Below are 3,358 nucleotides of genomic sequence, written 5' to 3'. Positions count from 1 at the left end.
AATCCGGGCGAGGGACGCCAGCGTGCGGGCCGGCGGGATCAGACAGTGGACTGCCTGCGTGTCGACGATCAACCACTCCGTCTCGATGCCGACGCATCTTCCCGGTACCGTCGGGCCGCCGTTCCCCCGGGTGTCCTTGCGGTCGTTCCCGCGGTCGTTCCCGTAGGCCGCCTCATCGCCTGTCCCGTGGACCGGCGTGACGCAGCCGGCCGCGAAGGCCCATACCTGGTCGGTGTCGATCGCCCGCCGCTGCGGCTGTGAGTGAGGGTGTGGTGGCTGCGGCTCGTCATTCCGGATCCCCTCGGGTGTCACGTGGCGTGGCATCCTGTGGCTCCTCTCCGGCACTGCAACTGTTCGACACCGCGCCCGACGGCGGCCTCCGGTGGGTTCTCCCCTGCGCCGCCGGCCCCCTACCCGGCCGCCGTACCCGGTGTCGCCTCGGCCGTCTCGCCGATGGGTGGTATAGATGTGTTTTCAACGTGCTTCTCCCTCGCATATTCCACGCCTTTGACCCTGTCGCTGTTGTGTATTCGATGGAATGGTGACCGGGACGGACCGGGAGTCGGCAGCGCGCCGTGATTGACTGACAGCGGAGCCGGTTCCGGACCCGGAGACAACGCCGAGCGCAACGGCGTCGTGACGGCGCCGGGAGGTGGTGACCGCGGACGTGTCCGATCGGCAGTCAGCGGGACGTTCGGCCATGGCCGAGTACCTGCGGCGCAAGCAGCTCTACGTCGCCGAGCGCAGCGATCATAAACGGCGGGCGATGGCCGTCGCCGGGGCCACGGCGGGTGCCGTCACCCTCGTCGTCGCCGTGGTCATCCTCCTGGTCGGGCTGCCCGCGCTCGTGGCCGTGCAGCTCGCGATCATCTCGGCCGTCGTGGTGGTCCTCGTCGCGGCGACCCGGTTTCTCCGGTCCCCGCCGGAGATCGAGGCCTGGCGCGAGGACGCGGAGGCCGAACGCAGCACCGCACGGGCGTTGGACCGTCTGGCCCGGGCCGGCTACACCGTCCTGCACGACCGTGCGCTGGCCGACTCGGCCGGCAATATCGACCATCTCGTCATCGGGCCATCCGGGGCCTGGGTGATCGAGACCGACGCCCATCCGGGACCGATCCGCCAGAACACCGCCGGGGTCTGGGCCGGCAAGGTTCCATTGCGGGCGATGCTGGGGCTGGTCGCGTGGATGGGCGAGGAGGCCACCGCGCAGCTCCTCGCGGAACTGCCGGCGGGCTGGCAGCTGGAGGTCCAGCCGGTCGTAGCCTTCGCCCGCGCGGATCTTCCCGCCGGCTTGGCCCTCGTCGAGGGCGTGCTGTTGCTGCCCACCACCGGGGTGGCCGACTACGTGCTCTCCGCCGGGGTCGTGCTTCGGCCCATCGACGTGGCAATGCTGGTCGACGTGGCCGGGCGGGTGTTCCCGGCCTATGCGGTGTCGGGACCCCCGCCGTCCTGGCCGGCCCGATCCCGGCTGCGTGGCCTGCTGCGGCGTTGATCGGCTCGCAGTGACGTTGATCAGGACGATGCGACCCGGTCCGGCCACGTTGCCGGCGGGCGGGATACCGTTGGGTGAAGGTGGCCTACGAAGGAGACGAGATGGTTCGCAAGGTGACCGTGCTGGCTCTACTGGCGAGCGCCGGAGCCGCGCTGACCGCCGTCCGGCGCCGCGGCAGGGGCAAGGAGGAGATCGACCTCTGGCGGGAGGCGACCTCCGCGGCGGGCGCCCCGGCCGGCGGGCGCTGAGGTCCGCGGCAAGGCCGGGCTGCCACCCCGGCCCGAGGTGGCCCGAGGTGTCAGCCCGTCAAAGCTTCCAGCTCAGGGCCTCAGAGCTCGACTAGGCCCACGTCGACGACCAGGGTGCCGACCAGCCCGGCCGGGGCGGCGAGGTGCAGCTCGATGTGCGTCTCCGGTACCAAATCCTCGACGACGCGCAGCGGCACGTGGATTGAACCCCGCGCTCCGATCGGGAAGAAGCGCATGGGAATCCCGTTCCGCAGGAGGATCGGGCAGATCAGCTCGTCCGTCGAGTTACCGCCCCGAAAGTAGAGCGGCTGGGCGGTGATGCCGCCTGGGACGACGTAGCTGAACGACGAGCCAAGCGAAATCGGAACATCCAGACCTTTGCCCTCGAAGGGGACAATGCCCTGCAGGAAGCGAGGAGTCGTGAACATCCGCTCATCCTTCCGTCGGGTATCCGTGTGCATACTTTCCGTATCTTCCTCGGGGTATTTTCGCTCGGAGCTGTTTCCACCGCGTTACGTCGGCCATCGAGGGAGCGTCGGGCGCGACCTAGATCTTGAGCGTGGAGTGTGCCGACTATAAGGAATCTGCGGGTAAAGACGCTGGCAGGAGGCTTGACCTGGCGTGTGGTGGCGTGGGGAGGCACCGTAGAACCATGACCACCCCGACCTCGTCTCGACCGTCCGACGCCCTCGTTCCCGGCGCGGGAGCCGATGCCGGCCCCGGGGCGGGCGTGAGCATCGCCCAGGAGTCGAGCATCGACACGTCGCCGCCGTCCGGTCCCTCCTACCTCCCCTCGGTGGTTCCGCACGATCGGCTCGCCGGATGCGCGGCGGCCCATCGGCGTCTGCTGGAGGTGGCCGGCAGGCTGGACGACGTCGTCGTGCGCCGTCCGTCGGGCCTGCCGGGCTGGACGGTCGGTCACCTGCTCACTCACCTGGCCCGCAACGCGGACGGTCACACCGGCATGGTCGAAGCCGCCCGGGCCGGTGGGATCCGGGCCCAGTACCCCGGGGGCGCGCGGCAGCGGGAGGACGGCATCGCCGCCGGTCGCGATCTGCCCGCCGCGCACGTCCGCGACGACCTGGTGGCCGCGGTGACCCGGCTGGAGCGGGCCTGGGACGGCGTGCAGGTCGACGTCTGGCGCACGGGTCTCGGGCACACCGCCACCTATGGCCTGATGACCCTTGCCGATCTGGTCTTCCTCCGCTGGCGGGAGACCGAGATACACCTCGTCGACCTCGATCTTGCCGATCTCGGCGGTCCCGGCTGGGCGGACCTGGGCCCGGCCTACGTCCAGGCCGAATGGGAGTGGACCCTGCGCGGGCTGCCGGCCCGAGTACCCCCGGAGATCACCGTCGTGCTGGCGCCGGGGGACCGGCCGTCGACCGCCGTCGGTCGCGGGCAGCGGCGCGTGGTCGTCGACGCGCCTACCAGGCCGACGCTGCGCTGGCTCGCCGGCCGGGACCCGGGCCGGCCGGACTGGCCCACCCTCGCCCCCTGGGCCTGACCGGCGCTTTCTCGGACTGACCGGCCGGCCGCTCGGTGTCCCGGGCCGGGGGCCGGCAGGACCCGCGACGGGGCGGGCTTCTTCTGAGGTTTCCGGCTAGCCCTGTCTTCC

The 3,358-nt window shown here is 71.1% G+C and carries 4 protein-coding genes and 1 pseudogene; 3 read left to right on the top strand and 2 right to left on the bottom strand.

The features are described from left to right. A pseudogene (locus tag AC08ON_RS08785) lies at positions 1–324 on the bottom strand (ergothioneine biosynthesis glutamate--cysteine ligase EgtA); the annotation flags it as partial. 376 nt (positions 325–700) lie between these two features. Here AC08ON_RS08785 and AC08ON_RS08780 point away from each other — a divergent pair. Both AC08ON_RS08780 and AC08ON_RS08775 read left to right on the top strand, forming a co-directional pair. Next, positions 701–1,492: a nuclease-related domain-containing protein gene (locus AC08ON_RS08780; RefSeq protein ID WP_476607592.1), complete on the top strand. Its 792-nt coding sequence runs from the start codon at positions 701–703 to the stop codon at positions 1,490–1,492. Positions 1,493–1,593: 101 nt separating this feature from the next. Further along, positions 1,594–1,740 (top strand): DLW-39 family protein, encoded by a 147-nt coding sequence (locus tag AC08ON_RS08775; RefSeq protein ID WP_035729042.1) that lies wholly within the window; start codon positions 1,594–1,596, stop codon positions 1,738–1,740. 80 nt (positions 1,741–1,820) lie between these two features. On the opposite strand, the gene AC08ON_RS08770 is transcribed toward AC08ON_RS08775, so the two are convergent. Continuing rightward, positions 1,821–2,168, bottom strand: a complete 348-nt coding sequence (locus AC08ON_RS08770; protein ID WP_476607593.1) for a molybdopterin oxidoreductase — start codon at positions 2,166–2,168, stop codon at positions 1,821–1,823. 224 nt (positions 2,169–2,392) lie between these two features. Between AC08ON_RS08770 and AC08ON_RS08765 the strand changes: the two genes are divergently transcribed. Next, positions 2,393–3,247, top strand: coding sequence for a maleylpyruvate isomerase family mycothiol-dependent enzyme (locus tag AC08ON_RS08765; RefSeq protein WP_476607594.1), 855 nt, complete (start codon positions 2,393–2,395; stop codon positions 3,245–3,247). Positions 3,248–3,358: the final 111 nt, after the last annotated feature.

Source organism: Frankia sp. CoWAU3 (assembly GCF_977971855.1).
Note: the sequence above shows the minus strand (reverse complement) of the source record. Positions and strands in the feature narration are given on the sequence as shown.

What these genes read in the sequence shown, in the direction of transcription:
- AC08ON_RS08780 (WP_476607592.1), top strand. Translation starts at nt 701, where the DNA reads ATGGCCGAGTACCTGCGGCGCAAGCAGCTCTACGTCGCCGAGCGCAGC.
- AC08ON_RS08775 (WP_035729042.1), top strand. Translation starts at nt 1,594, where the DNA reads ATGGTTCGCAAGGTGACCGTGCTGGCTCTACTGGCGAGCGCCGGAGCC.
- AC08ON_RS08770 (WP_476607593.1), bottom strand. Translation starts at nt 2,168, where the DNA reads ATGTTCACGACTCCTCGCTTCCTGCAGGGCATTGTCCCCTTCGAGGGC.
- AC08ON_RS08765 (WP_476607594.1), top strand. Translation starts at nt 2,393, where the DNA reads ATGACCACCCCGACCTCGTCTCGACCGTCCGACGCCCTCGTTCCCGGC.